Source organism: Streptomyces sp. NPDC005878 (genome assembly GCF_040629815.1).
GTDB lineage: Bacteria > Actinomycetota > Actinomycetes > Streptomycetales > Streptomycetaceae > Streptomyces.
Genome location: NZ_JBEXWK010000033.1, coordinates 13,360 through 38,068 on the forward strand (window position 1 = coordinate 13,360; position 24,709 = coordinate 38,068).

Below are 24,709 nucleotides of genomic sequence, written 5' to 3' on the forward strand. Positions count from 1 at the left end.
CCCCGCGGGGGTGCCGCCCTTCGGCGTGTCCGGGGTCCGCTACTTGCGCATGACCTCCGGCTCGTGGCGGCGCAGCAGGCGCGCGACCGCGAAGCCGCACAGGACGCCGAGGGCGATCAGCACGGTGATGTTGATGCCCCACTGGCTCGCCGAGTGCTCCCACAGCGGGTCCAGGTCGTTGGGCTTGTTCTGGTCCCACGGCGGCATCAGGTGCCCGAGGTCGAGCGTGGAGCCGGCGCCCGCGATGGCCCAGCGCGAGGGCATCAGCCAGGCGAACTGCTCCAGACCGATGGAGCCGTAGACCTTGAAGAGGATGCCGGTGAAGACGACCTGCACGATCGCGAACATGACCAGCAGCGGCATGGTCTTCTCGGCGGTCTTCACCAGCGAGGAGATGACCAGGCCGAACATCATCGAGGTGAAGCCGAGGGCGATGACCACCAGGCAGATCTCGGCGGCCGGCGGCATGATCAGGCCCTCCTTCGGGAGGTCCCGGGTGGAGAAGCCGATGCCGCAGATGATGACGCCCTGGATCGCGGTGATCACGCCGAGGACGATCACCTTGGACATCAGATAGGCCGAGCGGGAGAGGCCGGTGGCCCGTTCCCGTTCGTAGATGACCCGTTCCTTGATCAGTTCTCGTACGGAGTTGGCCGCGCCCGAGAAGCACATGCCGACCGCGAGGATCAGCATGATCGTGCCGGCGTCGCCGTTGAACTTGCTGGAGCTGTCGGGCGGGGCCAGACCGAACTTCGCCGGGATGACCACGCTGACCGCGCCGAGGACGGCCGGCAGGATCACCATCAGGCCCAGGAAGCCCTTGTCGGAGGCGATGACCGAGGAGTACCGCCGGATCAGCGTCCACAGCTGGGCGCCCCAGCTCTGCGGCTTGGGCGGGCGCATCTGGTTCGGCGCCGGCATCTGGACCGACTGGGCGGCCACGGCGTCGATGTCCGCGGCGTACATCTGGTAGTGCTGCGAGCCCTTCCAGCGGCCCGCCCAGTCGTAGTCCCGGTAGTTCTCGAAGGCGGAGAAGACGTCGGCCCAGGTGCCGTAGCCGAAGAAGTTCAGGGCCTCCTCGGGCGGACCGAAGTACGCCACCGAGCCGCCCGGCGCCATCACCAGGAGCTTGTCGCAGATCGCCAGCTCGGCCACCGAGTGGGTGACGACGAGGACCGTGCGGCCGTCGTCGGCGAGCCCGCGCAGCAGCTGCATGACGTCGCGGTCCATGCCCGGGTCGAGGCCGGAGGTCGGCTCGTCCAGGAAGATCAGCGACGGCTTGGTCAGCAGCTCCAGGGCGACCGAGACGCGCTTGCGCTGGCCGCCGGAGAGGGAGGTGACCTTCTTCTCCTTGTGGATGTCCAGCTTGAGCTCGCGCAGCACCTCGTCGATGCGCTGCTCGCGCTCGGACTCGGTGGTGTCGGCGGGGAAGCGCAGCTTGGCCGCGTACTTCAGCGCCTTCTTGACGGTCAGCTCCTTGTGCAGGATGTCGTCCTGCGGGACCAGACCGATGCGCTGGCGCAGCTCGGCGAACTGCTTGTACAGGTTCCGGTTGTCGTAGAGGACGTCGCCCTGGTTGGCGGGCCGGTAGCCGGTGAGCGCCTTGAGCAGGGTGGACTTGCCGGAGCCGGAGGGGCCGATGACGGCGATCAGGGACTTCTCCGGGACGCCGAAGGAGACGTCCTTGAGGATCTGCTTGCCGCCGTCGACCGTCACCGTGAGGTGGCGGGCCGAGAAGGAGACGTCACCGGTGTCGACGAACTCCTCGAGGCGGTCGCCGACGATCCGGAAGGTGGAGTGGCCGACGCCCACGATGTCGTTCGGGCCGAGCAGCGCGGAGCCGCCCTTGGCGATCGGCTGACCGTTGACGTACGTGCCGTTGTGCGAGCCGAGGTCGCGGATCTCCATGCGCCCGTCGGGCGTCGAGTGGAACTCGGCGTGGTTGCGCGAGACCTGGAGGTCGGAGACGACCAGCTCGTTCTCCAGCGCACGGCCGATGCGCATCACCCGGCCGAGGGAGAACTGGTGGAACGTGGTGGGGCTGCGGTCGCCGTAGGCCGCCTGCGCGCCCGCCGCCTGGCCGGGACCCTGCGGCGGGACCTGGGCGTGCGGGGGCTGGCCGTGCGGCGCCTGGGCGTGCGGCGCCTGCTGCTGCCAGGCCTGCTGGGGCGCCTGCTGCGGGGCCTGCTGGTGCGGGACCGGCTGCTGGGGCTGCTGCGGGGCCCAGCCGGCGCCGCCGTGCTGGGGCTGCTGCGGCGGAGCCTGTTGCGGGGCCTGCTGGGCGGCGGCCGGCGCGCTGTACGCGGCGGCTCCGGCCGGGGCCGCGGCGGCAGCGGCGGCCCCGGCGGTGAGATTCAGCCGCGGGCCGTCCGTCGCGTTGCCCAGGTGCACCGAGGAGCCCGGGCCGATCTCCATCTGATGGATCCGCTGACCCTGCACATAGGTGCCGTTGGTGCTGCCGTGGTCCTCGATGACCCAACTACGGCCGCCCCAGCTGATCGTGGCGTGCCGCCAGGAGACCCTGGCGTCGTCGATCACCATGTCTCCCTGCGGATCACGTCCGAGGGTGTACGACCGGGACGCGTCGAGCGTCCAGGTCCTGCCATTCAATTCCAGTACGAGTTCCGGCACTCCATGCCCCACTTGTTGTCCCCCGAGCAATCCCCCGATACAGGGAGTCTAGGGATGGCGAACATCGTGGGGAACTATTTCAGGCCCGGGCTCGTATCCGAAACCCGCCCCTTGTGAATAACGTGCACAGACCTGTCCCAGTCCGGCAACAGCCGTGTCCGCGTGCGCCGTTGACTCAGGTGAAACGCGCCCGGAAAGTAGTAAGCACCCATGACTGCGTACGGATCATGCGCGAATGGGACAACCCAGACAGGTTGGACGGATCCCCGGGGGGCCTGGTGACCATGGGCGGCAGCGGTGGGAAAAGGGTCCCCGGGGGGCTCGGGGCTCCGGGTGCCGTCGAGGCGCGAGGAGCGTCCCGGGGCGTCCCCTGGGGCGATGTCCTGCTGGCCTCCGTCGCCTCGGTCAGCTGGGCGCTGGTCGGGATGGCCGGGGTCGCGGCCCTCGGGCTGCATCTGCTCGGCGCCGACGCGGCCGGGGCGCTCGGGCCGATGACGGCCGCCGTGGTGGTGCTCGGGGCGGGCGGCTCCGTGACGCCGTCGGGCGACGTCTCGGCGTTCGGCCTGACGGGAGCGCAGGCGACGACGGCCGTCGAGATCACGCCACTGGGAGTCTCGCTGGCGGGCGCGCTGCTCCTCGCCTTCTTCTTCCTGCGCTCGCTGCGGTCGGCCGGCGCGGTGCTGCCCGGGGCGGAGCTCGCGGCGCGGGCGGGCGGGGTCGTGGTGCTGTTCGTCGGAGTGGTGGCGGGGCTCGCCTGGGCGGGCCACGACCTGGTGACCATCGACGGGAGCTCGCTCGGCCTCGGCGCGGGCAAGTCACCGGGCTCCGGCAAGGTGTCGATCCCCGGGCTCGGCGATCTCGGGGACATCGGGGACATCGGGGACATCGGAGGCATCGGGGGGCTGCTGCCGGACCGGCTGGGCCGGCTCGCCGACGCCAAGGCGCAGGTCGGGTTCACCGTGAACAGGACGGACTCCCTGGTGGGCGCGGTGTTCTGGGCGCTCGGGGTGGTGCTGGTCGCCCTGCTCGCCTCGCGGCGCTCACCGCTGCCGCGCGGCTGGGAGTGGCTGCACCGGGCGGTACGGCCCGCCGCGTCGGCGCTGGTCGCGGTGGCCCTGCTGGCGGTGGTGGCGGGGCTCGCGGCGGCGGCGTACGCGATGGCGGGAGACGGCCACCCCGGGCGCGTCGCGGGCGCCGCGCTGCTGGGCGCGCCGAACGGGGTGTGGCTGGCGTTCCCGCTCGGCCTGCTCGTCCCGTGGAACGGGCATGCCACCGGGGCGCTGGCGAAGGTGCTGCCGGACCCGCTGGACAAGCTGCTCGCCTTCAAGGACGACCAGCGCGTGAGCGTGGGGCGGCTGGCCGAACTGGACGGGCGCGTCTGGCTGCTGGCGGTCGCCATGGGGGTGGTGATGGTGTACGCGGGGGTGCTCGCGGCGGCGCGTACCCCGGTGCGGGGGCGGTCGGCGGGGGTGTTCGCGGGGTGGTGCGCGCTGTCCCTGGGCGCGGTGACGGCGGTGGCGCTGCCGCTGATGGTGTGGCTGACGGGGGTGTCGGCGGACGCGTCGCTGTCGGTGCTGGGGTTCGACGCGTTCGGGGCGGGGGTGGAGCTGCACGGCAGCGCGGGGCTCGCGGTGGTGCTGGGGACGGGGTGGGGGGCGCTGGCGGGGGCTTTGGGGGGGCTGGTGGCGTACGGGGTGGGGGCTGCGGGGCGGCGGGTGTCGGGGGTGGCGGGGTGGGGTGGGGTGGGGTCCGGGGGTGGTGGGCCGTCGGCGGAGGAGGTGTATGGGCGGGCGGGGCCTTATGCGCCGTCGCCCGTGTATCGGCAGGGGGAGGGGAATCCTTATTTGCGGGATGAGTGAGGGTGGGGTGGGGTGAGCGTGGGGGTTTGCCCCTCCCCGCCCCTTCCCGATGCTCCGGACTGAGCGTTCTGGAGTGATCGGGTCATGGCGGTATCTACGCTGGTCAAGCAGTCGCAGAACTCTTCCCTCCCTACACAGGGGATGGAGAACAACAACCACGGCATAGGATCAGCGCCCGCCGAGACCCTGCGTGGGGTGCGGTGCGTGCGACTGTCGGTCCGCACGGACGAGACCACCAGCCCCGAGCGTCAGCGTGAAGCCGACGACATCGCGGCGGCAGCCCTCGGCATCAACTTCGGCGAAGGTGACGCGTTGCGCGAAGCGGTCGACCTGGACGTGTCCGCGTCCAAGGTCGGCCCCTTCGACCGCCCGCAGCTCGGCAAGTGGCTGAAGCGGCCGGACACCTTTGACGCCCTTGTCTTCTGGCGGTTCGACCGCGCCATCCGGTCGATGCAAGACATGCACGAGCTTGCGAAGTGGGCCCGCGCGCATCGCAAGATGATCGTTTTCGCCGAGGGCCTGGGCGGGACGGGTCGGCTCGTCTTCGACTTCCGCAACCCCATGGACCCCATGAGCGAACTCATGATGATGATGTTCGCGTTCGCGGCACAGGTCGAAACCCAATCCACCAGCGACCGCGTGACCGGCGCGCAAGCGGCCATGCGCAAGATGCCGCTTCGGTGGCGCGGTGGCGGACAGCCCGCATACGGCTACCTTCCTGCCCCCACGCCCGCAGAACACGGCGGAGTCGGCTGGACCCTCGCACCGGACCCCGAAGCAATCGAGGTCATTGAGCGGATCATTGCCGCACTGCTCGCCGGCCTCGCCCCCCTCGCCATCGCACGCATGCTGAACGCTGACCGCGTGCTGTCCCCGTCCGCGCACTGGGCCGCCTACCGGGCCCGTACGAAGAACGGCGGCGCGGAGCCCGAGGAGAGCGCCACTGCGAAGCGGAAGCCCGCACAGTGGCGGGACAAGACCATCGTCAAGATGCTCACGTCCCCCGCGATTATGGGTTGGAAGATGCACCGCGGAAACCCGGTCCGTGACGATCAGGGCGCCCCGGTCTTGGCTGCCGAAAAGCCGATCCTGACCCGCGAGGAGTTCGACCAGGTGGGTGCGCTCCTCGCCCCCAAGCCCGTCGCCGAGCGCCCGCCCGTCCGCAAGGACTCCGGGGCGCTGCTGCTGCGCGTCATTCACTGCGACGGATGCGGCTCACGCATGTACCTGAACAAGGGCTACTACAAGTGCTCGTCATACAAATACGGGGCCAACTGCGAGGCCGCATCATGCCTGCGGGGCGACTGGGCCGACGAGTACGTAAGCGCCGAGTTCCTGCGCCTGGTCGGCCCGGTGCAGATCACCCGCACCATAGAGATACCCGGCTACGATCCTCAGCCCGAGATTGACGCCACCCTCGCCGAGTTCGAGGAGCACCAGCGCCAGAAGGGGCGTCAGAAGTCCAAGACCGCGCAAGCGGCATGGCAGCGCCACGCAGACAGCCTTGACGCGCGCCTCGCCGAACTGGAGACACGGGAGAAGACCGAGCCCCGGCGCGACGTAATCGGCACGGGACGCACCTACGCCGACGACTGGAACGGCGCGGACAACGTGGCACGGCGCACGATGCTCGTGGAAGCGGGCGCACGGCTCATGGTGAAGCGCGGCACCCGGGGCGGATGGCGGAAGCTCGACCTACGCCGCGTGGACTTCACCATCAACGGTGACCTTGACCCCGCCATCGAGGAGAACGCGACAATGGCCGCCGAGCTTGCCGCCGAGAACAACCCGGAGCACGCTCCCGGCCGAGAAGCCAAGGCGCACCGCAACCTGCAAAGCACACTCACGCCCGCCGCCTAACAGCTTTCTACAGGCCCGAGCACGCCCCGGTTGGCCGCTGGTCCGCCGGGGGTTCGGCATGTCCCCCAGGCGGCCTATAGGCTCGCTGCATCCCGCGCCGGAATGGGTGCGCGGGCTAGGGCTGGTGCTCTTACAGGTTCGGCCTGGGATGCAGTACGACCAGCCCGCCCCTGCCCCGGTAGTCCTCGGACCGCCGGGGCTTTCCCATGCCCGCAGACAGGCGCACAGCGGGCCGCACCGCGCTCCCACGGCTCGTCGGCGAGGGCCACCAGCGGGGCAAGCGTGACGCTGTGACGCTGGAAGGGCTGTTTTCACTTTTTCTATAGAACGTAAAGGAAAAACAGAAACGACCCTCACAGCGTCACAGCGTCACGCGAGGAGCCGCGGGAATCTGTCCCTCCCTACTACTTGTGGAAGCGGGGAGACGGACGGCCCGGCAGCTCGGCAAGAGCGCGGGAATTCGTCCCTCCCTACTACATACAGGAGAGAGCGGGACTACCGCGCACCCACCCCAAGGGGGACACCCGGCGGACTGAGTGCCCGGCTCTCACCAGCGTTGCCCGTGCACCACACACCCCGCGTTACCGGGGTGGTCGCAGGGGTCGTGAGGCAACGCGCGGGGACTGCACCGCCCACTAGTAACCCGCCCACCAGGGCGCGCCGAAAGGGGTCGAAGCGCGTGCAGTCCCCTCGTCGTCCCGCCTTACGGCGAGGACGACACCAGCCCGCCTAGCCCAACGGCACGAGGCGTCGCGCTTAGACCGCGAAGGTTCCCGGTTCGAGTCCGGGGGCGGGCACTCGACAACAACGAGCACCAGGCGGTGAATCATGACCCCATGCATTGAGTGCAGTGAGACGGCAACGCGTCGTGGACGCTGCGACGTTCACGACAGAGCCCACCAGGACCGGCCCCCGATGCGGGCTCGCCGAGCACGGAGCCGACGACGAGCGAAGCGGTTTGATGCTGCGGCACGGCTCCGCCGGCGAGTGCAGGAACGAGGCTCGGCATGGTGTGACTGGTGCTTGGGCGACTTCCCGGCGGACGGGGTGGATGTGGACCATGTGCGCCCGCTGTCTCTCGGTGGCGAGGATGTGGACAGCAACGTTCAGGTGCTGTGTCACGGGTGCCACCAGCTCAAGACCCGTACCGAGTTCAGGGCAGCCAGCGGGTCGTGACCGAACCGTTATCCATGCCGCCCGCGACAGTGTGCACCGTCCCTGATCAGCGAATACGTGCACGGTAAATTGCTTAATCCCATGATTCGCCGCATTGCTAAACTTTGTCAAGTTTTATGGAAGGTTTTTTGGTGCTAGCGTCCCCCTATGACCTTCACTCAAACGCCTATTGCGGTAGGGATATCGGCGGTGTCCGCACTGACCTGCGTGGTGACGCTAGCCGCTATAGCGCACCCTGACTCCGAAATACGTAATCGCGCCTTACAAGTTCTTCGGATCATGTTCTCGCGACAACGGTAACTACTCCTGCCTACCCTGCCCCGGTGTAATAAGCCGGGGCTTTTCTATGCCCACACCGGCTTAGGAGATGCCCCTCATGCCTCGTAAGCCCCGCCCCCCGTGCTCTGTCCCGGGGTGTCCCGAGCTGACCACTGGTGGCCGCCGGGAGCGGCATGAGCGTGAGGCGAACCGTATGAGGGTCACGCCTGGTGGCAGTTCGTACGGGCGTCGTTGGCCACGTATCCGGGCTGCCTATCTGTACGCCAACCCGTGGTGCGTGCTGTGTGGCCGCACAGCTAACGTTGTGGACCATTTCCCTTTGAGTCGACGTGAGTTGCTGGCTCGGGGCGTTGCGAACCCGGATGCGTTCGAGCGTCTACGTCCGCTGTGCACGACATGCCACAGCCGCGAGACAGCGAAGCATCAACCAGGCGGTTGGGCAGCCGAAAAGGCGTTGAAAAAGCCTCCACTTTAACGGGTACCCCAGGCACCCACTCCCCTCTCCGCCCCTTCCGGCGCGGCAGGGAGGCAAAAGACTCTGGCCGCAACTGCCGCCCTTTGCGCGGGTGCCGCCAACCGACTGCGGCACTTTTCTTGTTCACCCATTGAGAAGTAAGGAATTAACGATGTCTTTGACCCTTGCTGAATCCGCAAAGCTCTCCCATGACCAGCTTCAGCGCGGCGTAATCGAAACGTTCGTACAGGAATCCCCCATCCTGGACCGGCTTCCGCTGATCCAGGTGCAGGGCAACGCGTACCGATACAACGAGGAATCAACCCTCCCCGGAGTCTCCTTCCGTGGCGTGAACGAGGCTTACCCGGAGAGTACCGGCACGCTGAATCAGAAGATCGAAACACTTGCCATCCTCGGTGGAGATTCCGATGTGGACAAGTTCATCGCGCAGACCCGTGGCAACATCAATGATCAGCGGGCCATTCAGGAAACGCTCAAGATCAAGGCCGCGTCCGTTCATTTCGCGGACCAGTTCTTCAACGGTGACGTGGAGGTGAATCCCAAGGGATTTGACGGTCTGCGTAAGCGCCTGTTCGGTGGTCAGGTCCTGGACGCGAAGGGCGTGGGTCCGGTCGCCAACGGTCATGACTTTTTTGACGCGATGGACGCTCTTGTAGCCCAGGTGCGCGGCATCGACGGTTCGAACGGCGCGCTCTACATGAATGCCGCACTCCGTGCGAAGGTCGAGTCCGGGTTCCGGCGGCTCGGCGGTGCCCAGCTCCTCTCAGCCGAGATCGCTGGAAAGAACACGGTCACGTGGAAGGGCATCCCGCTGCTCGACGCCGGGCAGAAGCTGGACGGCACGGACGTGCTCCCGCTGACGGCTGGCACGGGCGGTAAGCAGACTGGCGACGTTTACGCCGTACGCTTCGGACGCACCGAGGCCGACGCCGGAGTGAGCGGCCTGACCAACGGCGGCGTGCAGGCCACCGACCTTGGGGAATCTCACGACAAGCCCGTCTACCGCACCCGCATCGACTTCTACTGTGGCCTCGCCCTGTTTGGCGGGAAGGCCGCCGCACGGCTGACCAACGTTCTCGTCGGCTGATCTGCACCCCCAAGCCCCCGTACTCGTCACCCTGTAGAGGTGACGAGTACGGGGGCTTTCTGTGTTCCGGCGGTCCTCTTGCGTTGCTCAGCCACAAGGGCGAGGCTCGTGCACGCTGGTGCAACCCACTCGACAGCGGGAGTGAGCATGGCCCTACGGTTCCTTGGGATCATCCCGAACACCCCTGACACAGACTCCCCGACCATCTGGCTGGACGAAGAGACCGGGGATCTGCTGATCCAGTCTTATAAGGCCACCGAGGAGGAGGTGAAGGCCTGCCAGAAAGTCGGGTCAATCCCCGGTCACAGCACGGATGTTCCGGATCACGAGACGATCGTCCGGCTTCCGAAGGTCATGCGTCAGTTCATTCCCCGTCCCGACAGCGAGTAGCGATGACGAACCCCGTGCTTGAGGGTCTGGCCAAGGCCCAGCATTCCGCTGTGCATCTGGAGATGCGCGACGCCTACCAGCCCAGCGACCCCGAGTTCATCGCGTGGCAGCAGGGCAAGCGCCTTGACCCTGCCGCTGACCGCTCAACGTGGTGGCGTCCGTTCTTGGACGTGGTGGCCGACGTGACGGCCCGCGGCGTGGGCATGCGGCGGGCACGGATCGTCTCTGAGCCGGTGACGGACTACATCCGGTACGAGCACGACGTGACGTTTCCGAACGTCGTAGCAGGTGAACTCGTCCGATGGCTTCCCCGGCGCAGAGCTGCCGATATTCCTCTGCCCGGCACCGATCTGTGGATGTTCGACAACGAGTCAGTGCTGTTCACCTACTTCTCCGGGATCGGGGAGGTAGTTGACCGCGAGTGGTGCACCAAACCGGACGTCGTCGAACTGGTCAGCACAGCATTCGAAGCGGTCTGGGAACGGGCGACTCCGCACGAGGAGTACCGGCCGCACTGACGGTCACGCACCATGGCTGTTTCCCCGTATTCCAGCGCTCAGCAGGCCCGGCAAGCTCTAGCGGATCGTTTGGCAGAGCTGTGCCGGGATGCTGGGCTGACTGGTACCGAGATCGCTGAACGCTGCGGATGGAGTCGTTCCAAGTCATCGCGGATCATGAATGCCCGTACGCCTCCATCCACTGACGACATCCGAGCGTGGTGCCAGGCAACCGACGCGCAGGACCAGGCAGAGGACCTAATTGCTTCCTTGCGGACCGCCGAAGGCATGTGGATCGGCTGGCGACGCATGGAGCGGGCAGGGCTCAAGCATGCCCAGGACGCTCGCTTGCCCCTGTACGAGCGAACACGCTGGTTCCGCTCATACTCGCCCGGACTCGTGCCGGGACTGATCCAGACCCGCGATTACACCGAGGCTGTCCTGCGCTCCGTTCAGAGACGGCGAGTCGAGGTGGACGATGTGACCGAAGCGGTGGCCGCCCGCATGGCTCGCCAGCGGGTGTTGCGCGAGGGAGATCGACGGTTCGCGTTCCTCGTGGAAGAGGCCTCGTTGCACAACGCGCTGTGTGGACCAGTCGTCCTGAAGGATCAGCTTGCCCACCTGCTCACAGTCGGCTCGCTGGCCAACGTCAGCGTGGGAGTCGTACCGAAGCGACCTGATCGTTCGCGAATGCCAGTAGAGGGGTTCTGGATCTTCGACAGGACACAGGTCAACGTCGAATTGGTCTCGGGCTATCTCACACTGACGCAACCCAGCGAGATCGCGGCGTACGCCGACACGTTCGCGGAGTTGGCGGGACTCGCTGTTTACGGCGAGCCAGCCCGGACGCTGATCACGATGGCTATGGAAGCGCTCCATTAATCGCCGTGCAACAACGTGCACGCCGCTGGGTGTTGGGATTCGGTGGTCCCTAGCGTCGTCCCCATCGGACCACGCGAGGGGATGGCGATGCAGCAATGACGGAGCGACGGACCTACCCGGAGCCGGCGGTTGAACTCGCCGGGTTTGTCGAGGACTACCTGTACGGCTGTTCGCCCGTGGCCGGGTGCGGAGTCTGTACGGCACTGGCGGCGGAGCTGGCCACGGCACGCGAAGCCAAGGATCACGGGAAGGCGTACGAGGCTGCGGCGGAGATCAGGAACCACCCTCACCCCGTGAAGAGGAAGCCGTGAGCGCCCCCCTAACGACCCCCGGACGGTGCAAGACAGGCTCGCGCACCCTGAAGGCGGCCACGCTCCTGGAAGACCCGGACGGCCCGTACGCGGACTCTCCCAAGGGCTGGTGGACCGAGTGCGGCGGGGCGCTCGACGTGCGCTCGGGGGTGGTCTACATCCCGCGCAATCCACAGGCCCGCAATCTGCCCCGGCGTGAGTACCCCGAGGACGCCGAGTCGTCGTGAAGCGGGAGAGCAACACAGCCGCCCCGGTCGGCGCGTTCCCGGTGTGCTGGTCGGGGTTACTAGTTGCCCTGGTGCTCGTCCTCGGTGCTGCGGTTGCGCACGTACGTACCCCGGTTCGGCACGGTGTAGACGAGTCCGTTCTCCCGCAGAACTGCAATCGCCGACCGGACCGTATTCCGAGCAACGCCGTACCGGTCCGTGAGCACCTTCTCGGAAGGGATCGGCCGGTCAGCAAGGAGTTCGCCCCTCTTGATCTGGCCCGTCAAGTCGGCAGCGATCTGCCGGTATGGGGGCTCCGGTGCCTGGTGGTCGATTTCAAGCGCTGCCATGCCGCGAAGCGTAGACAATCCACCCAACCTGTACCGGACTGGACCGACCTAGACGGAGCTATACCGGTTGCTCTAACGTCAGACATGAAAACGCCCCGACAGACCGATTAGGCCCGGTCTATCGGGGCTCGCCGAAGCAGCTTTCGAGGAGCTGAACGACGTATGCGCGACTCTATCGCCCGCGCCCTTCTGTGGGTGCTCCGCTTGTTACTGCCCGCCCGAGGGCGTCACAGCGCGGCGCCTGCCTCCAGCCTGGAGCCCCTGCCCGAACCCGCCCGCATCGATCCGTGGGCCGTACCGTGGCGCAGCCCGAGCAAGGAAGAAGTCCAAGCGCTGTTCCAGCGCCAAGCCGAGGACACGTTGGAACTCCGGTTGAAGCGCGAGCGCCGCAGGACCCTCTACTACGCCACCCAGGGAATCGACTTCCCCTATACGTATCCCGGAGCACCGTTCCCCGCGTCAGCGTTCACGGCCGGGGTGTCGGCATGACCCGCGACGCGCTCACACGCGAGACCCCCGCCGTACAGACCCCCGTCACCGTGTGTGGGCACCCCACGTGCGCCCCGGTCACCATCAGGCAGATTCACCGCACCAGCGGCGCGGGGTTAACCCTCTACGCCTGCCCGGACTGCGCCCCGCGCTACATCCCCGGCCCACAGTGGGACGAGCTTCCCGCGATGCGCCAATGACGGGCCGAAAACTGGGGTCTACCGCTAGTGACCTGCGTGATAGGCAAGTGATCGATCTTGTGTACGACCAGGGGAGGGGACCCATCATGGAGCGGAAGAAACGGAACTGGTTCATCGCGGGGGCTGCCGTGCTCGCGTTCGGCGGGCTGCTGTCGCTGTTCCAGGACGACGACGACAAGGCCGAGGCCGACACCAAGCCCACACGGTCCGCATCGGCACCCGCTAAGCCCACGGAGAAGCCCGCGGCGACTCCGGGCGCGGCAGCCAAGCCCGCTGCGGTGCCGTCGCCGGATGCCGTACAGCGCGCGGTTTTGATACGGGCACTGCGGACCATCGAACCCGGGTTGGTAGCCAAGGAAGACCGCGCCATCGACCGGGCCCGGAACGTGTGCTCGGACATCAAGGGTGGCAAGGATGCGGGGACGGTCCAGAAGAACGCCAAGAGCCGCTATGAGGGCGGCACGGTGCCGAGCCTCACGGACGACCAGGCCGCGAACATCGTGACCGCCGTGAAGTCGTCGTTCTGCTCGTAGATCAGTCCCAGACAGGGAACAGCCCCGTTCGGCCAGAGTGCCGGGCGGGGCTTCCTCATGCTCGGTAAGTGATCACGTGGGGCGGGGAGGTATGAGGGACATGACTGTGTACGTGTGCATCCTGAAAAAGGACGGTCAAGAGGTTGCCAGGGAGTACCTCAACTACACCAGCGTGCCCCATGGCCAGGCACTACAGCGCAACCCCAATCCACCGCACGAGATCAAACGGGTCGGGCAGGGGGGTGGTGCGGCTCCGGGATGGGAGCTGTACCGCTACGTGGGAAGGTACGCAACGAAGGTCCCACAATTGATCTTCATGTTCACAAGCACGTAATCATCAGCGAAGCCCCGTCCAAGACTCTCGGGCAGGGCTTCCGCATGCTCTGACCGGCCGATATCCTCAGAACCCCTACTTACGAGCATCGGGGCTTCCCTAAACCCTCCGGGGGTGGGTGGGGGTGAAGGTGCTTTTTTCCGGGGCTGCGCCCCTGGGCCCCGAGGACTGCGTCCCGGGGGCGGGGACTGCGTCCCGGGGGCGGGGACTGCGTCCCGGGGGCGGGGACTGCGTCCCGGGGGCGGGGACTGCGTCCCGGGGGCGGGATTTGTCTGCGGGTGGGCGGTGGCTGGGCGCGCAGTTCCCCGCGCCCCTGAGAGGCGGGCTTCGCCCTGCCATCGGCCCGGCGGGTGGTGCTGTACGTCTCCGCCTCGCCGGATGGGGTGCGGCCGCTGAGTTGGTTGTCGGCTGCGGGGCGGTGGGGGTTGAGCGCGCAGTTCCCCGCGCCCCCAGGGGGCGGGCTCGCCCGGTCCGTCTGGTTACGCGGTGTCGTGTGCAGCAGCCCGCGACCCCCAAGGGGCGCGGGGAACTGCGCCAGCACCCAGCCACGGTCCGCAGACACAAACCCGGCCCCCAGCCCCAAGGGGCGCGGGGAACTGCGCGAGCACCCAGCCACGGTCCGCAGACGTAGATCCGGCCCCCACCCCCAAGGGGCGCGGGGAACTGCGCCAGCACCCAGCCACGGTCCGCAGACACAGACCCGGCCCCCTGCCCCGAGGGGCGCGGGGAACTGCGCGAGCAGCCACCTACCACCCGCAGACGTAGATCCGGCTCCCAGAAGACCTTCTCCTTACCCCTGAGTGACCAGCGCGTTTCGCTCCGCTGTCAGGCGAGGGCCAAGCCGTCCGCTGGGCGGGACGCCGCGTCGGTGGGGGCGTCGGGCCCTATACGGTGGAAGCACCATGAGCGCTTCTCAGCCCCCTCGCCCCGCTGGTCAGAACCCGGACGCCGGACTTCCGGGAGCGGACACCCCGACCCTGCTCGTCAAGATCTTCGGGAAGGACCGGCCGGGCATCACCGCCGGGCTCTTCGACACCCTGGCCGCCTACTCCGTCGACGTCGTCGACATCGAGCAGGTCGTCACCCGTGGCCGTATCGTCCTGTGCGCGCTCGTCACCGAGCCGAGCGTGAGCACGGAGGGCGAGCTGCGGGCCACCGTGCACAGCTGGGCCGAGTCGCTGCGGCTCCAGGCCGAGATCATCTCCGGTACCGGCGACAACCGGCCGCGCGGCAGCGGGCGTTCGCACGTCACCGTGCTCGGGCACCCGCTCACCGCCGAGTCCACGGCGGCCATAGCGGCCCGGATCACCTCCACCGGCGGCAACATCGACCGTATCTTCCGGCTCGCCAAGTACCCCGTCACCGCCGTCGAGTTCGCCGTCTCCGGCACCGAGACCGGGCCCCTGCGCACCGCGCTGGCCACCGAGGCCGCCGCGCTCGGCGTGGACGTCGCCGTCGTCTCGGCGGGGCTGCACCGGCGCGCCCGGCGGCTGGTCGTCATGGACGTGGACTCCACGCTCATCCAGGACGAGGTCATCGAGCTCTTCGCCGCGCACGCCGGCTGCGAGGACCAGGTCGCCGAGGTCACCGCGCAGGCGATGCGGGGCGAGCTCGACTTCGAGCAGTCGCTGCACGCGCGCGTGGCGCTGCTCGCGGGGCTGGACGCGTCCGTCGTGGACAAGGTCCGCGCCGAGGTGCGGCTCACTCCGGGTGCCCGCACCCTGATCCGTACGCTCAAGCGGCTCGGCTACCAAGTCGGCGTCGTCTCCGGCGGGTTCACGCAGGTCACCGATGATCTGCGGGAGCGCCTCGGACTCGACTTCGCCTCCGCCAACACCCTGGAGATTGTCGACGGCAAGCTCACGGGACGCGTCACGGGCGCCGTGGTGGACCGGGCCGGCAAGGCGCGGCTGCTGCGGGAGTTCGCCGAGCAGGCGGGCGTCCCGCTCGACCAGACCGTGGCGATCGGCGACGGCGCCAACGATCTGGACATGCTGAACGCTGCCGGTCTGGGCGTCGCCTTCAACGCCAAGCCGGTGGTCCGCCGGGCCGCCCACACCGCGGTGAACGTGCCGTTCCTGGACGCCGTGCTCTACCTCCTCGGTATCACCCGTGAAGAGGTCGAGGCCGCCGACGGCCTGGTTGACGAGCCCCACTGATCCCGTAGCGGCGGGAAGAAGCCGAGCAGTCGGGAAGGGCCCCGGTGCGGTCGTCCGCCGCCGGGGCCCTTCGCGTACACCTACGTCCGGGTACACCTCACGCGTGCGGCGCCCAGAAGTCCGTCAGCGTGCCCACGCCGTGCTCGACCGTCTTCCACGAGCCGGTGAACTCCACCACCGCGAACGCGGCGGTCGGGAAGCCGCTGCGGTTCATCCGCACCAGGACGTCCCCCTCGGCCTCCCCCGCCAGGGCGTCGGCCAGCGCGTGCATCCCCGGGTTGTGGCCGACCAGGAGGAGGTTGCCGACGTCGTCCGGCGTCTCGTTCAGGAGGGCGAGCAGCTCACCCGGCGACGCCTCGTACAGCCGCTCCTCGTACACGGTCCTGGGGCGGTGCGGCAGCTCCTGCACGGCCAGCTTCCAGGTCTCGCGGGTACGGACCGCGGTGGAGCAGAGAGTCAGGTCGAGGGCGATTCCGGTCTCGGCGAGCCTGCGCCCGGCCACCGGGGCGTCCGTGCGGCCGCGGTCGGCGAGCGGCCGGTCGTGGTCGGACACCTGGGGCCAGTCGGCTTTCGCGTGCCGGAGGAGGACGATCCTGCGGGGTGTGTCGACGCTCATGCCCACCAGCTTCGCACGGATCACGCCCTCGGGCGCAGGGTCCCGGTGCGCTCTCGCGCCAGGGTTGACAAGGGTGTTCAGCGGGACAGCGTGTGCTGGACACGGTCCATGAGGCGGCTGATGGCGGGGTCGCCCGCGGCGGCCTGGGCGTCGTGCGAGCCCGTGATGAGCACGAGCAGGACGACGAAGGCGACGGTGGGCAGGACGACGCCCCACCAGGGGAGCCGGAAGTCGGCGCGGCCGTCGGCCGGCTGGGTGGACCGGGTGTGCGTACGGGCCGACATGGCCGCCTCCGTAAATCCGTAAAGGTGAAGTACGTGGTCTCGCTGACGTACATCGAACCTACGGAAGGAGGCGCCCGGGGCCCATCGGGTGACCCACCCACTTACCCCGGGGCTTTTCCCCCTAGGGGTTAGGGGGGCCAGCACCACCATGGGGGTCGTCGGCGCAGGTCAGGGAGAGGCGATCGTCGCGATGACGGCGATGACCACCGTGATCGCCAGCATCGCGCCGAGCACGACGAGGAGCTTCTTCTGACCGTTCTGGGGGTTCGGGTCGAGGACAGGCATGCGCTCAGTCTCGCATCCCCGCCTCGTCCTCCACCGTCCGGTCCCGACCGGCGAGCGAACCCACCACGATCTGCGGCACCATCAGGCCCGCCATCAGCGCGATCGGCAGGCCCCAGCCGCCGCTGCTGTCGTAGAGGGCGCCGACCAGGGTGGGGCCGGGGATGGAGATGAGGTAGCCGGTGGACTGGGCGAAGGCGGAGAGGCGGACCACGCCGGTGCCGGTCCGGGTGCGCATGCCGATCATGGTGAGGGCGAGCGGGAAGGCGCAGTTGGAGATGCCGAGGAGCAGCGCCCAGGCCCAGGCCCCGGCCGCCGGGGCGAAGTAGAGGCCCGCGTAGCCGGCGAGTCCGCAGGCGCCGAGGACGGCGACGATCGGGCCCTGGGTGCGCATCCGGGTGGCGACGCGCGGGATGACGAACGCGAGCGGTACGCCCATCACCATGGTCACCGCGAGCAGGACGCCCGCGGTGCCGGCGGAGACCCCGGCGTCGCGGAATATCTGCGGCATCCAGCCCATCGTGATGTAGGCGGCGGTGGCCTGGAGGCCGAAGAAGCAGGCGAGCGCCCAGGCGGTACGGCTGCGGGTGATCTTGAAGGCGGGCGCTTCGGCGTCCTCGTGGGCGGCCGGGGAGCCTCCGGAGGGCCGGTCGGCGGAGCGTCCGGAGGGCCGCTGCCCGGAGGGCTTGTCGGAGCCGTCGCGTACGAGCAGCAGCCACGGCAGTACGGCGACGGCGGCGAGCAGCGCCCAGACGCTCAGGCCGGCGCGCCAGCTGCCGCCGAGGCCGTCGGTGACCGGGACGGTGGCGGCGGCCGCCAGGGCGGTGCCGAGCGCCAGGGCCATCGAGTACAGGCCGGTCATGGAGCCGACGCGGTCCGGGAAGTACCGCTTGACGATCACCGGCATCAGGACGTTGCTGACGGCTATGCCCATCAGGGCGAGGGCGCTGGCCGCGAGGAAGCCCGGGGTGCCGCCCGCGAACGGGCGCAGCAGCAGACCGGCGGCGATCGCGGCCATGCCCGCGCAGACGATCACGGCGGGGCCGAAGCGGCGGGCCAGGCGCGGCGCGGTGATGCCGAAGACGGCGAAGCAGAGCGGGGGTACGGAGGTGAGGACACCGGCGACGCTGCCGCTCATGTGCAGTCCGTCGCGCACCTCCTCGAAGAGCGCGCCGAGGCTGGTGATGGCGGGGCGCAGGTTGAGCGCGGCGAGGACGAGGCCGACAAGGACGAGCCGGGTGGTCCAGGCCGGGCCGCCCGTACGGGTGACGGTGGGGGTTTCGAGGGAGGCGGGGGGTGTGGTGCCCGGCGCGGGGCTCAGGGTGCGGGTCTCGTCGTCGGCCATGGCCCCATCATAGAATCATGGGATGATTGGTTGTCCACTCGCGCGTGCGGCCGCGAGATGATGGCCGCACGACGGCCCGCGTACGGGCCGACCACCACGGCCAGGGCCACGGCCCCGAACCCCGAAATCAAGGAGCGGCATGGCGCTGAGCTCTCCCCGGCGGTCCGCCCTCGCCGACCAGGTGATCGCGCAACTGCGCAACCAGATCACCTCGGGCGAGTGGCCGGTGGGGGCGCGCATCCCCACCGAGCCCGAACTGGTCGAGCAGTTGGGGGTGGCGCGCAACACGGTCCGCGAGGCGGTCCGGGCGCTCGCGCACAACGGACTGCTCGACATCCGCCAGGGCTCCGGGACGTATGTGGTCGCCACGAGCGAGCTGGCGGGCGTGATGCACCGGCGCTTCGCGGACGCCGACCCCCGCCATGTGGCCGAACTGCGCTCCACCCTGGAGTCGTCGGCGGCGCGGCTGGCGGCCGAACGGCGTACGCCACGTGATCTGGCCCAGTTGGACGCGCTCCTCGCCCGGCGCGAGGAGGCGTGGGAGTCGGGTGTCGCGGAGGCGTTCGTGGCCGCCGACTCCACGCTGCACCTGGCGATCGTCGCGGCCTCGCACAACGACGTCCTCACCGAGCTCTACGCCGACCTCGGCGACCTCCTGCGCGACTGGCTCCGTGACGACGTGGGCCGCGAGCTGCGCCCGGAGAACCACATGGATCACGCCCGCCTGGTCGAGGCGATCCGGTCGGGCGACGCGGAGACGGCGGCCGCGGAGGCCGCGGGCCACGCCTTCTTCTGCCTGAGCGAACGGCTCTAGGGCAGGGCTGGCTCTAGGGCAGGGCTGGCTCTAGGGCAGGGCTCCGGCACCGCCGAGCCGGGAGGCCCCGGGGGGCGTGTCCGGGGACGGGGACGCCGCGTCCGGGGACGGGGACGGGGAGGCGCCCGGCTTCTCATGGGTGACCCACACCGCCCGCACCTCCTTCCAGCACCGGTCGGTGAGCCGTACGGTCTGGGCCGGGCCCACCTCCACCGGGGCCGCGTCGGCGTCGATGTCCCACCAGCGCGCGCACTCGGTGTGCAGCCGCACCCGGTCGGTGTCGGGGTACGGGTTGTGGCAGTACGCGATCACATGCGAGCCCCGCACCAGGGTGTAGCAGTCGGCCCCGAAGGGCTCGATGGGGGCGGGCGGGGCGGGCTCGTCCGAGGTGGCGGCCCGTACGACCGAAGGGGCCGCGAGGGCGGCGAGGGCCGTGAGCAGCAGCGCCGCGAGGGCGACGGCTCGGCGCTGGGCCGTGCGCAAGGGCCGCAACCGCCCCACCTCCTCCCCACCCGACTGCCCGACATGTCCGCTTCGATCAGTCTGCGGGGAGTCGGCCCGGCACGCACGACGGCCGTCCCCCGTCCGCGCGGGGCGGACGGGGGACGGCCGTGGTGAAGGGGAGGCTCAGGCACCCATCATGTGCACGCCACCATCGACGTGGACGATCTCACCCGTCGGCCCCTCTTGGACGCCCCGCTCGCACTGCTCGGCCCGGGGGCCTCACAGGCTTCGCGGGGCTGCACCGGACTCCGTCCGGTGGACCGGGGGGCCATCGGCGCTCCCGTCGAGAGCGACGCGCCCCGTCCCGGCCCTGACGCCGTCAGGCGTCCTACGCACCCATCATGTGCACGCCACCATCGACGTGGACGATCTCACCCGTGGTCTTCGGGAACCAGTCCGAGAGCAGGGCCACGATGGCGCGGCCGGCCGGCTCGGGGTCGGCCATGTTCCACTCCAGGGGGGAGCGGGTGTTCCACACGTCCGCCAGGTCCGAGAAGCCCGGGATGGACTTCGCGGCCATGGAGCCGATCGGGCCCGCCGAGACCAGATTGCAGCGGATGCCCTCCTTGCCCAGGTCGCGGGCGAGGTAGCGGGAGGTCGCCTCCAGGGCGGCCTTCGCCGGGCCCATCCAGTCGTACTGCGGCCAGGCGAACTGCGCGTCGAAGGTGAGACCGACGACCGCGGCGCCGGAGCTCATCAGCGGGCGGCAGGCCATGGTCAGCGACTTCAGCGAGAACGCCGAGACGTGCATCGCCGTCGAGACCGACTCGAAGGGGGTGTTGAGGAAGTTGCCGCCGAGGGCGTCCTGCGGGGCGAAGCCGATGGAGTGGAGCACGCCGTCCAGGCTGCCGAGCTCGTCCTTGACCAGGCCCGCGAGCCGGTCGAGGTGCTCCTGGTTGGTCACGTCGAGCTCGATGACCTTGGCGGGCTTCGGGAGCTTCTTGGCGATGCGCTCGGTCAGGGTGGGGCGCGGGAAGGCGGTCAGGATGACCTCGGCGCCCTGCTCCTGGGCCAGCTTCGCGGCGTGGAAGGCGATGGAGGACTCCATCAGCACACCCGTGATGAGGATGCGCTTGCCGTCGAGAATTCCGCTCATGTGATCAGTGACCCATGCCCAATCCGCCGTCAACCGGGATGACGGCACCAGTGATGTACGAGGCGTCGTCCGAGGCGAGGAAGCGGACCGCGGCGGCGATCTCCTCGGGCTGCGCGTAGCGGCCCAGCGGCACTCCCGAAAGGATCGAGGTGCGCTGCTCGTCGGTGAGCACCTTGGTCATGTCGGTGTCGACAAAACCGGGTGCGACGACGTTGAACGTGATGTTGCGGGAGCCCAGCTCGCGCGCGAGGGAGCGGGCGAACCCGACGAGTCCGGCCTTGGAGGCCGCGTAGTTGGCCTGGCCGGGCGAGCCCATCAGGCCGACGACGGACGAGATCAGGACGACACGGCCCTTCTTGGCGCGCAGCATGCCGCGGTTGGCGCGCTTGACGACCCGGAAGGTGCCGGTGAGGTTGGTGTCCAGGACCGAGGTGAAGTCCTCCTCGGACATCCGCATCAGCAGCTGGTCCTTGGTGACCCCGGCGTTGGCGACGAGCACCTCGACGGGCCCGTGGGCCTCCTCGATCTGCTTGTAGGCCTGCTCCACCTGCTCGGCGTCGGTGATGTCGCACTTGACGGCGAGGAACCCCTCCTCCTGGAGGGCGTCCGGCTCTCCGGAGCGGTAGGTGATCGCGACCTTGTCGCCCGTGGAGGCGAAAGCGCGGGCGATGGCGAGGCCGATGCCCCGGTTTCCTCCGGTGACGAGAACCGAGCGGCTCAACGGATCACCCTTTCGATAGCGGTTTCGTACTTCCGCAAACTATCGGTACCGGCAGGTGTACGGGGAATCGACCTGTGACAGTGGCGTACGGAAAGCGCTGTGGGGTCCCTACAGAAAGGGATAGGCAGACGGCCCCGAACCGCGACATGATCGGGCGACCGGTCTCATACGACAGGAGACGACTGTGCCCTCAGGGACCCATTCCCTCGACGAAGCCTTCACGGCGCTGCCGCTGCGGGCCCTCGCCGACGCCGCGCTGGCGCGGGCCCGCGCGCTCGGCGCCGACCATGCCGACTTCCGCCTGGAGCGGGTGCGCAGCGCCGCCTGGCGGCTGCGGGACGCCCGGCCCGCCGGGTCGTCCGACACCACGGACCTCGGTTACGCGGTGCGGGTGGTGCACGGCGGCGCCTGGGGCTTCGCCTCCGGGGTCGACCTCACCATGGACGCCGCCGCCAAGGTCGCCTCGCAGGCGGTGGCGATGGCGAAACTGTCCGCGCGGGTGATCGCCGCCGCGGGGTCCGACGAGCGCGTGGAGCTGGCGGACGAGCCGGTGCACTCCGAGAAGACCTGGATCTCGGCGTACGACATCGACCCCTTCTCCGTACCGGACGAGGAGAAGAGCGCGCTGCTCGCCGACTGGAGCGAGCGGCTGCTGCGGGCGGACGGGGTGGCGCACGTGGACGCCTCGCTGCTCACCGTCCACGAGAACAAGTTCTACGCGGACACCGCGGGCACGGTCACCACGCAGCAGCGGGTCCGGCTGCATCCGCAGCTCACCGCCGTCGCGGTGGACGACAAGAGCGGCGAGTTCGACTCGATGCGCACGCTCGCGCCGCCGGCCGGGCGCGGCTGGGAGTACCTGACGGGCACCGGCTGGGACTGGGACTCCGAACTGGAGCAGATCCCGGCGCTGCTCGCCGAGAAGATGCGGGCGCCGAGCGTGGAGGCGGGCAGCTACGACCTGGTGGTGGACCCGTCGAACCTGTGGCTGACCATCCACGAGTCCATCGGCCACGCCACGGAGCTGGACCGGGCGCTGGGCTACGAGGCGGCGTACGCGGGCACCTCCTTCGCCACCTTCGACCAGCTGGGCAAGCTGGCGTACGGCTCCTCGGTGATGAACGTGACCGGTGACCGCACCGCCGAGCACGGGCTCGCGACCGTCGGGTACGACGACGAGGGCGTCCAGGCGCAGTCCTGGGACCTGGTGAAGGACGGCACGCTCGTCGGCTACCAGCTGGACCGCCGCATCGCGAAGCTGACGGGCCTGGGCCGCTCCAACGGCTGCGCCTTCGCGGACTCCCCCGGCCATGTGCCGGTCCAGCGCATGGCCAACGTCTCGCTCCAGCCGGACCCGGGCGGGCTCTCCACGGAGGACCTGATCGGGGGCGTGGAGCGCGGCATCTACGTGGTCGGCGACCGGTCCTGGTCGATCGACATGCAGCGCTACAACTTCCAGTTCACCGGGCAGCGGTTCTTCCGCATCGAGAACGGCAGGCTGGCGGGCCAGCTGCGGGATGTCGCCTACCAGGCGACGACCACGGACTTCTGGGGCTCGATGGAGAAGGTGGGCGGCCCGCAGACGTACGTCCTGGGCGGCGCCTTCAACTGCGGCAAGGCCCAGCCGGGCCAGGTGGCGGCGGTCTCCCACGGCTGCCCGTCGGCCCTGTTCCGCGGCGTCAACATCCTCAATACGACTCAGGAGGCCGGGCGATGACTCTGCGGACGCACCGAAGGGCCTCCGGCTGGGGGTCCGGGGGTTACTCCCCGGGAAGGCACAGTCTCAATACGACTCAGGAGGCCGGGCGATGACTCTTCGGACGCACCGAAGGGCCTCCGGCTGGGGGTCCGGGGGTCACTCCCCGGGAAGGCACAGTCTCAATACGACTCAGGAGGCCGGGCGATGAGTTCCCGTACGACCGTCAAGCCGCACGAGATCGTCGAGCGGGCGCTCGCGCTCTCGAACGCCGACGGGTGCGTCGTCATCGCCGACGAGCACTCCTCCGCCAATCTGCGCTGGGCCGGCAACGCGCTCACCACCAACGGCGTCACCCGCGGGCGCACCCTCACCGTCATCGCGACCGTCGACGGCGCCGAGGGCACGGCCTCGGGCGTGGTGTCGCGGTCCGCGGTGACCGCCGACGACCTGGAGCCGCTGGTGCGGGCGGCGGAGGCGGCGGCGCGCGGCGCCGGGCCCGCCGAGGACGCCCGGCCGCTGGTCGAGGGCGTGCCGGTGGCCGCCGACTTCACCGACGCGCCCGCCGAGACCTCCTCGGCCGTCTTCACGGACTTCGCCCCCGCCCTCGGCGAGGCCTTCGCGCGGGCCCGCTCGGGCGGGCGCGAGCTGTACGGCTTCGCCCACCACGAGATGACCTCCTCGTACCTGGGCACCTCCACGGGCCTGCGGCTGCGCCACGACCAGCCCACCGGCACCCTGGAGCTCAACGCCAAGTCGCCGGACCGGGCGCGTTCCGCCTGGGCCGGGCGCTCCACGCGGGACTTCAAGGACGTCGACCCGGGCGCCCTCGACGAGGAGCTCGCGGTCCGGCTCGGCTGGGCCGAGCGCCGGATCGACCTGCCGGCGGGCCGGTACGAGACGCTGCTGCCCCCCACCGCCGTGGCCGACCTGCTGATCTACCAGCTGTGGTCGTCCAACGCGCGGGACGCCACCGAGGGCCGGACCGTGTTCTCCAAGCCCGGCGGCGGCACCCGGCTCGGCGAGAAGTTGGCCCGGCTGCCGCTGACGCTGCGCAGCGACCCGAACGAGCCGGGCCTGGAGTCCGCCCCGTTCCAGCTGGCGCACTCCTCGGGCGACGACGCCTCCGTCTTCGACAACGGCCTGCCCCTCTCCCCCACGGACTGGATGCGGGACGGACGGCTGGAGCGGCTGATCACCACCCGGCACAGCGCGGCCCTCACCGGGCTGCCCGTCACGCCCACGGTCGGGAACCTGGTCCTGGACGGCGGCGGCGAGCGCTCGCTGGAGGACATGGTCGCCGCCACGGAACGGGGCCTGCTGCTGACCTGCCTCTGGTACATCCGCGAGGTGGACCCGGCGACGCTGCTGCTCACCGGGCTGACCCGGGACGGGGTGTACCTCGTCGAGAACGGCGAGGTGGTCGGGGAGGTCAACAACTTCCGGTTCAACGAGTCCCCGGTGGACCTGCTGTCGCGGGCGACCGAGGCCGGGCGCACCGAGAAGACCCTGCCGAGGGAGTGGAGCGACTGGTTCACCCGGGCCGCGATGCCGCCCCTGCGGGTGCCGGACTTCAACATGAGCTCGGTCAGCCGGGGCGTCTGACCCCCATACACTGGCTGCTGCACATCCG

Annotated in this window: 23 protein-coding genes, 1 tRNA gene and 1 pseudogene; 16 read left to right on the top strand and 9 right to left on the bottom strand. The window is 69.4% G+C overall.

Annotated elements, in window-relative coordinates:
* Nucleotides 1-39: 39 nt before the first annotated feature.
* Nucleotides 40-2,631, bottom strand: coding sequence for an FHA domain-containing protein (locus tag ABZ404_RS33075; protein ID WP_358991214.1), 2,592 nt, complete (start codon nt 2,629-2,631; stop codon nt 40-42).
* A gap of 254 nt (nt 2,632-2,885) precedes the next feature.
* On the opposite strand from ABZ404_RS33075, the gene ABZ404_RS33080 reads away from it, so the two are divergent.
* The 10 genes from ABZ404_RS33080 (at nt 2,886) to ABZ404_RS33125 (ending at nt 11,674) form a co-directional block, all read left to right on the top strand.
* Entirely contained in the window at nt 2,886-4,490 is a 1,605-nt protein-coding gene (locus ABZ404_RS33080; protein ID WP_358835080.1) for a streptophobe family protein, read from the top strand.
* Nucleotides 4,491-4,631: 141 nt separating this feature from the next.
* Nucleotides 4,632-6,350, top strand: coding sequence for a recombinase family protein (locus ABZ404_RS33085; protein ID WP_358835079.1), 1,719 nt, complete (start codon nt 4,632-4,634; stop codon nt 6,348-6,350).
* Between the two features lie 723 nt (nt 6,351-7,073).
* Nucleotides 7,074-7,147 (top strand) — tRNA-Leu (locus ABZ404_RS33090).
* Between the two features lie 118 nt (nt 7,148-7,265).
* The gene (locus ABZ404_RS33095) at nt 7,266-7,526 is read left to right on the top strand and encodes an HNH endonuclease signature motif containing protein (protein ID WP_358991217.1); all 261 of its coding nucleotides are present in this window, start codon (nt 7,266-7,268) and stop codon (nt 7,524-7,526) included.
* 905 nt (nt 7,527-8,431) lie between these two features.
* A complete protein-coding gene (locus tag ABZ404_RS33100) occupies nt 8,432-9,367 on the top strand; it encodes a major capsid protein (protein ID WP_358835077.1) in 936 nt (311 codons plus the stop codon).
* A 147-nt stretch (nt 9,368-9,514) separates the two neighbouring features.
* Nucleotides 9,515-9,757 (top strand): hypothetical protein, encoded by a 243-nt coding sequence (locus tag ABZ404_RS33105; RefSeq protein WP_358835076.1) that lies wholly within the window; start codon nt 9,515-9,517, stop codon nt 9,755-9,757.
* A 2-nt stretch (nt 9,758-9,759) separates the two neighbouring features.
* Nucleotides 9,760-10,275, top strand: a complete 516-nt coding sequence (locus ABZ404_RS33110; protein WP_358835075.1) for a DUF6879 family protein — start codon at nt 9,760-9,762, stop codon at nt 10,273-10,275.
* A 12-nt stretch (nt 10,276-10,287) separates the two neighbouring features.
* Nucleotides 10,288-11,136, top strand: coding sequence for a helix-turn-helix transcriptional regulator (locus tag ABZ404_RS33115; RefSeq protein ID WP_358835074.1), 849 nt, complete (start codon nt 10,288-10,290; stop codon nt 11,134-11,136).
* Nucleotides 11,137-11,231: 95 nt separating this feature from the next.
* Nucleotides 11,232-11,447 (top strand): hypothetical protein, encoded by a 216-nt coding sequence (locus ABZ404_RS33120; RefSeq protein ID WP_358835073.1) that lies wholly within the window; start codon nt 11,232-11,234, stop codon nt 11,445-11,447.
* Nucleotides 11,444-11,674: a hypothetical protein gene (locus ABZ404_RS33125; RefSeq protein ID WP_358835072.1), complete on the top strand. Its 231-nt coding sequence runs from the start codon at nt 11,444-11,446 to the stop codon at nt 11,672-11,674. The genes ABZ404_RS33120 and ABZ404_RS33125 overlap by 4 nt, the downstream gene beginning before the upstream one ends.
* Before the next feature lie 59 nt (nt 11,675-11,733).
* Here the strand turns inward: ABZ404_RS33125 and ABZ404_RS33130 are convergent, their stop codons facing one another.
* Nucleotides 11,734-12,003, bottom strand: a complete 270-nt coding sequence (locus ABZ404_RS33130; RefSeq protein WP_358835071.1) for a winged helix-turn-helix domain-containing protein — start codon at nt 12,001-12,003, stop codon at nt 11,734-11,736.
* A gap of 162 nt (nt 12,004-12,165) precedes the next feature.
* Between ABZ404_RS33130 and ABZ404_RS33135 the strand changes: the two genes are divergently transcribed.
* From ABZ404_RS33135 to serB, 3 genes are all read left to right on the top strand, one after another.
* On the top strand, nt 12,166-12,492 hold the full coding sequence (locus ABZ404_RS33135) for a hypothetical protein (RefSeq protein WP_358835070.1): 327 nt from the start codon (nt 12,166-12,168) through the stop codon (nt 12,490-12,492).
* A 247-nt stretch (nt 12,493-12,739) separates the two neighbouring features.
* Nucleotides 12,740-13,225 (top strand): DUF732 domain-containing protein, encoded by a 486-nt coding sequence (locus tag ABZ404_RS33140; RefSeq protein WP_358835069.1) that lies wholly within the window; start codon nt 12,740-12,742, stop codon nt 13,223-13,225.
* 1,236 nt (nt 13,226-14,461) lie between these two features.
* Nucleotides 14,462-15,718: a phosphoserine phosphatase SerB gene (gene serB, locus ABZ404_RS33145; protein WP_358835068.1), complete on the top strand. Its 1,257-nt coding sequence runs from the start codon at nt 14,462-14,464 to the stop codon at nt 15,716-15,718.
* A gap of 97 nt (nt 15,719-15,815) precedes the next feature.
* Here serB and ABZ404_RS33150 read toward each other — a convergent pair whose 3' ends face one another.
* The 4 genes from ABZ404_RS33150 to ABZ404_RS33165 form a co-directional block, all read right to left on the bottom strand.
* Entirely contained in the window at nt 15,816-16,334 is a 519-nt protein-coding gene (locus ABZ404_RS33150) for a histidine phosphatase family protein (RefSeq protein WP_358835067.1), read from the bottom strand.
* A 77-nt stretch (nt 16,335-16,411) separates the two neighbouring features.
* Nucleotides 16,412-16,618, bottom strand: coding sequence for a hypothetical protein (locus ABZ404_RS33155; protein WP_358835066.1), 207 nt, complete (start codon nt 16,616-16,618; stop codon nt 16,412-16,414).
* A gap of 168 nt (nt 16,619-16,786) precedes the next feature.
* A complete protein-coding gene (locus ABZ404_RS33160) occupies nt 16,787-16,903 on the bottom strand; it encodes an SGM_5486 family transporter-associated protein (protein ID WP_344074382.1) in 117 nt (38 codons plus the stop codon).
* A gap of 4 nt (nt 16,904-16,907) precedes the next feature.
* On the bottom strand, nt 16,908-18,245 hold the full coding sequence (locus ABZ404_RS33165) for an MFS transporter (RefSeq protein ID WP_358835065.1): 1,338 nt from the start codon (nt 18,243-18,245) through the stop codon (nt 16,908-16,910).
* 139 nt (nt 18,246-18,384) lie between these two features.
* Here ABZ404_RS33165 and ABZ404_RS33170 point away from each other — a divergent pair, with 139 nt between their 5' ends.
* Entirely contained in the window at nt 18,385-19,059 is a 675-nt protein-coding gene (locus ABZ404_RS33170) for a FadR/GntR family transcriptional regulator (protein ID WP_358835064.1), read from the top strand.
* A gap of 135 nt (nt 19,060-19,194) precedes the next feature.
* On the opposite strand, the pseudogene ABZ404_RS33175 reads toward ABZ404_RS33170, so the two are convergent.
* The 3 genes and pseudogenes from ABZ404_RS33175 to fabG form a co-directional block, all read right to left on the bottom strand.
* Nucleotides 19,195-19,542, bottom strand: a pseudogene (locus ABZ404_RS33175) (hypothetical protein); the annotation flags it as partial.
* Nucleotides 19,543-19,891: 349 nt separating this feature from the next.
* Entirely contained in the window at nt 19,892-20,659 is a 768-nt protein-coding gene (gene fabI / locus ABZ404_RS33180) for an enoyl-ACP reductase FabI (protein ID WP_358837820.1), read from the bottom strand.
* A gap of 4 nt (nt 20,660-20,663) precedes the next feature.
* A complete protein-coding gene (gene fabG, locus ABZ404_RS33185; RefSeq protein ID WP_329397658.1) occupies nt 20,664-21,380 on the bottom strand; it encodes a 3-oxoacyl-[acyl-carrier-protein] reductase in 717 nt (238 codons plus the stop codon).
* Nucleotides 21,381-21,564: 184 nt separating this feature from the next.
* Between fabG and ABZ404_RS33190 the strand changes: the two genes are divergently transcribed.
* Nucleotides 21,565-23,097, top strand: a complete 1,533-nt coding sequence (locus ABZ404_RS33190; RefSeq protein WP_358991220.1) for a TldD/PmbA family protein — start codon at nt 21,565-21,567, stop codon at nt 23,095-23,097.
* 186 nt (nt 23,098-23,283) lie between these two features.
* Complete coding sequence (locus ABZ404_RS33195) at nt 23,284-24,681, top strand: metallopeptidase TldD-related protein (RefSeq protein ID WP_358831958.1); 1,398 nt, start codon at nt 23,284-23,286, stop codon at nt 24,679-24,681.
* The last annotated feature ends 28 nt before the right edge of the window (nt 24,682-24,709 follow it).

Excerpts from the sequence above, each read along its gene's own strand:
- ABZ404_RS33150 (WP_358835067.1), bottom strand. The coding sequence starts at position 16,334 with ATGAGCGTCGACACACCCCGCAGGATCGTCCTCCTCCGGCACGCGAAA.
- fabI (WP_358837820.1), bottom strand. The coding sequence starts at position 20,659 with ATGAGCGGAATTCTCGACGGCAAGCGCATCCTCATCACGGGTGTGCTG.
- ABZ404_RS33095 (WP_358991217.1), top strand. The coding sequence starts at position 7,266 with ATGCGGGCTCGCCGAGCACGGAGCCGACGACGAGCGAAGCGGTTTGAT.
- ABZ404_RS33130 (WP_358835071.1), bottom strand. The coding sequence starts at position 12,003 with ATGGCAGCGCTTGAAATCGACCACCAGGCACCGGAGCCCCCATACCGG.
- ABZ404_RS33165 (WP_358835065.1), bottom strand. The coding sequence starts at position 18,245 with ATGGCCGACGACGAGACCCGCACCCTGAGCCCCGCGCCGGGCACCACA.
- serB (WP_358835068.1), top strand. The coding sequence starts at position 14,462 with ATGAGCGCTTCTCAGCCCCCTCGCCCCGCTGGTCAGAACCCGGACGCC.
- ABZ404_RS33160 (WP_344074382.1), bottom strand. The coding sequence starts at position 16,903 with ATGCCTGTCCTCGACCCGAACCCCCAGAACGGTCAGAAGAAGCTCCTC.
- ABZ404_RS33170 (WP_358835064.1), top strand. The coding sequence starts at position 18,385 with ATGGCGCTGAGCTCTCCCCGGCGGTCCGCCCTCGCCGACCAGGTGATC.
- ABZ404_RS33155 (WP_358835066.1), bottom strand. The coding sequence starts at position 16,618 with ATGTCGGCCCGTACGCACACCCGGTCCACCCAGCCGGCCGACGGCCGC.
- ABZ404_RS33195 (WP_358831958.1), top strand. The coding sequence starts at position 23,284 with ATGAGTTCCCGTACGACCGTCAAGCCGCACGAGATCGTCGAGCGGGCG.
- ABZ404_RS33110 (WP_358835075.1), top strand. The coding sequence starts at position 9,760 with ATGACGAACCCCGTGCTTGAGGGTCTGGCCAAGGCCCAGCATTCCGCT.
- ABZ404_RS33135 (WP_358835070.1), top strand. The coding sequence starts at position 12,166 with ATGCGCGACTCTATCGCCCGCGCCCTTCTGTGGGTGCTCCGCTTGTTA.
- ABZ404_RS33120 (WP_358835073.1), top strand. The coding sequence starts at position 11,232 with ATGACGGAGCGACGGACCTACCCGGAGCCGGCGGTTGAACTCGCCGGG.
- ABZ404_RS33100 (WP_358835077.1), top strand. The coding sequence starts at position 8,432 with ATGTCTTTGACCCTTGCTGAATCCGCAAAGCTCTCCCATGACCAGCTT.
- ABZ404_RS33115 (WP_358835074.1), top strand. The coding sequence starts at position 10,288 with ATGGCTGTTTCCCCGTATTCCAGCGCTCAGCAGGCCCGGCAAGCTCTA.
- ABZ404_RS33105 (WP_358835076.1), top strand. The coding sequence starts at position 9,515 with ATGGCCCTACGGTTCCTTGGGATCATCCCGAACACCCCTGACACAGAC.
- ABZ404_RS33085 (WP_358835079.1), top strand. The coding sequence starts at position 4,632 with ATGGAGAACAACAACCACGGCATAGGATCAGCGCCCGCCGAGACCCTG.